We start from the raw sequence: 4,466 nt of genomic DNA on the forward strand, positions 1-4,466 counted from the left end.
AGGGAATTGGGTAGGTTTGTATTGGGTGTTGGTACGAAAAACCTTTATAATTTAAAATAAATACCTTACTTTTTCCTGTATTTTCCCTGTTTAGCAGGGAAAATAGTATTTCTCGCCTGTTTATTGCCTGTTTGAAAAATCAGCATAGTGCTAGCAAAACTACACCCCCCGTATTTTAGTTTTTGATTTTCAGCATATATCCCCGTTAGAGTTTAACTCCGACGGGGATTTTTTTGTAAACCACGTATAGCATGGGACTTTTGGCGGGTTTTGGGGTATTGTGAAGAATCTTTTGTTTTTATGCTGACAACACTAGGTAGGAAGTTGCGCATTAACGTTTTTTGCAAAAAATTTTAATAAAATATGCTACAATAGGCGTACCAATTTAAACAGAGGTACCATATGAAAAAAATAATGAGTTTGTCTAGCATCTTAGCGATCTTATTTTCTCAAACCGGATGTATAGGAAATAAGGAAGATAAAAATGAAAAATTATTATCAGCTATAGTAAACGGAGAAACAATAGCAGTGAAAGAGTTGTTGTCTTCGGGAGCAAACGTTAATGCAACGTCAGAAGAAAACATGTCTGCTCTTATGATAGCGGTTTGGCTTGGACAGCAAGAAATTGTATCTGTCTTATTGGCTAATGGTGCAAAAACAGATACACAAGATGAAAATGGTTATAGTGCCCTCATGCTTGCTAGCCATAAAGGATATACAGAAATAGCCAAAATGTTACTTGCTGCGGGGGCCAATGTTAATGTATATGATAATGAAGGTTCTACTGCACTTTTGTTTGCAAGTGAACAGGGAAATATAGATTTAGTCCGGGCTTTAGTCAATGCGAATGTCAATATTAATGCACAAGACAAAAATGGAAAAACGGCTTTACGTGATGCTAGTGTCAATGGACACACCGAGGTTGTTCAATTGCTATTATCTTCAGGAGCAGATGCGAATATCCAAGACGAATACGGCAGAACAGCATTAATGTCTGCCAGTATGAACGGTCATACACAAATTGTACAAGAACTCTTGGCTAATGGGGCGGATGTTAGCATAAAGGATAGCGAAGGTGATACTGCTTTGGATGATGCGGAACTTAATGACAATACAGAAATTATAAAGCTGTTAAAATCCGCCGGAGCTAAAGAATAAGCACCTTGCTATCCAAACTACACACTCCGTATTTTAGTTTTGAGTTTATAGCATATATCCCCGTTAGGCAACGCGCCCGACGGGGATTTTTTTGTAAAACACGGATAGTATGCAAATTTTGGCGAGTTTTCTGGCTTTTCTGTGAATATTCTCTTTTTATGCTGACAAGAGTAAGTAGGAAGTTGTACAAGAACGTTCTTAAGTTTTTTGTTGCTTATTACTTTCTCGCTAGGTTAGGCCGACACTTTTTTATTAGCATAAAACAAGGACATCCATGGTACTTTTCATATACCCACATGCACGGGCAGTTCCATTTTAGCCCATATAAACACATGGCTACGATTACATAGAAAAAATAAAAGAAAGCCGGGTGTATATATAATCCCAATAGCCCAAACACTGTCATCATGCCCGATTTGGAACGGTACGAAAACGCCGTTTTTTCCGGTTTGAGACTATATCCCAAATATAAATGAACGAATATCAATCCACCTAAAACACCCAACGTCATCTGGTGCGCCGCCGTAAAATAACATAAAGCTAGTGCTAATACTAATCGTACTGCCACACTCCACCCGCCCGATAATGTAACGCTCATCATACGTACATTATTTTGGTACAACGCGTAGTCCGGATTTTTTTGCAACAGCCATTGTTCTTCCGCTTTAGCACGACGAACCATCAAGGGCAAAAACAGCCCGCTTACTAGTACTAACGTAAGCGCATTGGCCATTATTAGACTGGCGCACCAACACCAAAGCAAAAGTGAAGCATACATCGGGTGGCGGGCCAGCGCATAAGCTTCTGTAGTACGCAAAGGATGATTTTGTTTAATTTCTATTCCGTCTGACCATAGGCGTCCGATATTTAGTTTGGCCCACACATGCCACCCGGTTGCAAACAAAAGCCCAATACCGCCTAGCACAAAGAAGAAATAATAGGGAATTAACGGCAGGGCTACTTGCCCCCAAGAGCCAATCCAACATGGGAAAAGCAAAAGGACTAGCAGCAACATCTCGCGCGTAGAAAAGAAATGAGTCTGCTGTTTTTCCAACGTTGGGGAAGTTTGGCGGTATTCATAAAATTTCCATACAACCGCTGCCAAAAGCGCGACACCCGTTACATAAATAAGTATAATTCCAACTAGGAAAAGAACAGGGTTATGCGCATGTTCACTTGCCCGCAACAACCATGTTATCATGTGTACGCCTCCAAAGAATTAAAATACATACCGGGATAAAAGCAACTGCCAGCCACTGGTACACCGTTAAATTACCCCATACGCGGGGTTCTATCCGCCAAAATTCAATGACAAAACGCATAAGCAAATAAGCAAACAGATAGACGGGGAATAATAAATCCGGCCGTTGTGTACGTCGGTAGAAAAAATATAAACCGATAGCCATACTAAACTGGAATATACTTTCTACTAGTTGCACAGGAATAAAAAGTGTTCCGCCGCAACAACCGTTTAAGTAGCATCCGATTTTTCCAAAACCAACCGCCACAGCCAGTGGAATTACAAACCGGCCGCCAAAACCGCCCGCGTTGCCGCTACATTTTTTATATAAGTTAATCGCTAAAAAAGCTCCCAATATACCACCCATTACACTTTTGCCCTGTATGAGATAATCGTGCCATCCATAAGAAACCCAAATGGGTATTTTGGCTCCTAAAATAGCTCCAACAAATGCGCATACATAAATGGGTAGGCGCACCCGTTGCGGCGGCCGCGGCATTTGCAATTTCCACGCCACCACCCCACCGGCAATCAAACCAACAGCAGAACAAATAGCATAGGCTAACATATATTACTCTTTATTGCACAATCATAATAAGACAAGTCCTGAACAATAAAAATGGAATAGCTATTATAATTCCTAGGATAACCAAAAGCACAGTCCCCACTATTTTCCAAACAGATCGCGGCTTTTTTTCCGGTTTCGGGGCAGAGGCCGGAGTAGCGGGCACAACACCGGACAAATGCTCTTTACTCCCTTTCAATGTGTTATACACACAAAATGGAATCACTCTTTCGTTTCCAATGCTTACACCTGTGCAACACTTTTGAGCACGTTGCCAATCGAACGTATCTGCGTCCATAAAATTTTTTACAATAATGCGCACAATTTTCATATCTTTATGGACCGACCCGTTCCCCTGGGCAAATTCTTGGAGTTTTTCCAGCATAAAATTATCGCCTAGCACTTTCCCCACAAAACATTTGCAGACATTTTTTTGCATATAGTCTAAAATCGTTTTATCAAACGCAATGCGGTTGGAAAGTTGGGTCTTGCATTTTGAATAATCTATATAATCTCCCAAGGAATATACTTTATCTCCTTGGCAAAACAAAAAGCCCAAACTAGTACAATTTTCGTGCGAACACGGCAGCGGAATTAAATCCTTATATTTCATATAGCCACTATTAGCAATCGCCAGCAAAATATCCTCTTGCATAACGGACGGAATTTCCGTTCCTACTGCACTGCCCACTTTAGTTAGACGCTGAAACGTAATGCCGGAAATATTTCTAAGATCCACCGCCAGTTTCAAAATAGCTGGGATTTCTTTTAAATTTCCTTGATAGACGGTAACCGCTAGGCAAACTTTAATGTCGGCCGAGAAAAGCCGAAGCAAAATCTCCCGTTTTTGTGCGACGAGTTGCTGCCCACGAAGTGTTTGATAGACTTCATCATCAAAGCCGTCAAATTGCAAATAAATTTCTACACGGTCCTTGTGCTTTTGGATAAAGTTAAACAGCCCCCTATCGGTTAGCAAATTAAGCCCGTTTGTGTTAATTAAAATACGCCCAATATCCGCTTGCAATGCCTCTTGCAAAATATCTTTAAATCGCGGATGCAACAAACACTCTCCACCACTGATTTGCAGTACATCCAAGTGGCCTTGTTCCACGGTAAGCAGTGTTTTTAACCGCGCCTTAAATTCATCCACAGAAATATGTTGCGGAGATTTTTTCCCGAAGTAGCATATGGGACAAGCCAAATTACATGCCTCTGTAATTTCAATCAGTCCGGTACAAATATGTTGCTTATGTGCGTTGCACCAACCGCAATCGGGACCGCAATCACCGTTAAACGAAGTAACGGCGCGAAACGGTTTGCCTTCTACATCATACGTTTTATCAAAAAAGCGTTCAGCATCTTTAGCAACCTGCACCGAAAAAGAGCCATGCTCGGGGCATGTTTTTTCCAACCAGACTTCACTTCCCCGTTGTACTTTAATAGCGGGAATTGTTTTTAGACAAACAGGACACAGCGCTTGGGTTTCTTGTTTCATAGTCTTAT

At 41.1% G+C, this 4,466-nt stretch carries 4 protein-coding genes; 1 reads left to right on the forward strand and 3 read right to left on the reverse strand.

The genetic code is table 11. The features are described 5' to 3' along the window. The first annotated feature begins 402 nt into the window (after nucleotides 1-402). On the forward strand, nucleotides 403-1,158 hold the full coding sequence (locus IKL48_00230) for an ankyrin repeat domain-containing protein (protein ID MBR3603117.1): 756 nt from the start codon (nucleotides 403-405) through the stop codon (nucleotides 1,156-1,158). Nucleotides 1,159-1,375: 217 nt separating this feature from the next. Here the strand turns inward: IKL48_00230 and IKL48_00235 are convergent, their stop codons facing one another. The 3 genes from IKL48_00235 to IKL48_00245 all read right to left on the reverse strand — a co-directional run. Beyond that, entirely contained in the window at nucleotides 1,376-2,359 is a 984-nt protein-coding gene (locus tag IKL48_00235; protein ID MBR3603118.1) for an isoprenylcysteine carboxylmethyltransferase family protein, read from the reverse strand. Beyond that, on the reverse strand, nucleotides 2,331-2,966 hold the full coding sequence (locus IKL48_00240) for a prolipoprotein diacylglyceryl transferase (GenBank protein MBR3603119.1): 636 nt from the start codon (nucleotides 2,964-2,966) through the stop codon (nucleotides 2,331-2,333). Before IKL48_00240 ends, IKL48_00235 begins: the two co-directional genes overlap by 29 nt. A 10-nt stretch (nucleotides 2,967-2,976) precedes the next feature. Beyond that, nucleotides 2,977-4,466, reverse strand: a 1,490-nt coding sequence (locus tag IKL48_00245) for a radical SAM protein (protein MBR3603120.1), incomplete at its 5' end; no start/stop codon positions are given.

Source organism: Elusimicrobiaceae bacterium (assembly GCA_017520185.1).
Classification (GTDB): Bacteria; Elusimicrobiota; Elusimicrobia; order Elusimicrobiales; family Elusimicrobiaceae; genus Avelusimicrobium.

Bases quoted from the DNA above. Each gene is read 5' to 3' on its own strand.
- IKL48_00230 (MBR3603117.1), top strand. From the start codon at position 403: ATGAAAAAAATAATGAGTTTGTCTAGCATCTTAGCGATCTTATTTTCT.
- IKL48_00235 (MBR3603118.1), bottom strand. From the start codon at position 2,359: ATGATAACATGGTTGTTGCGGGCAAGTGAACATGCGCATAACCCTGTT.
- IKL48_00240 (MBR3603119.1), bottom strand. From the start codon at position 2,966: ATGTTAGCCTATGCTATTTGTTCTGCTGTTGGTTTGATTGCCGGTGGG.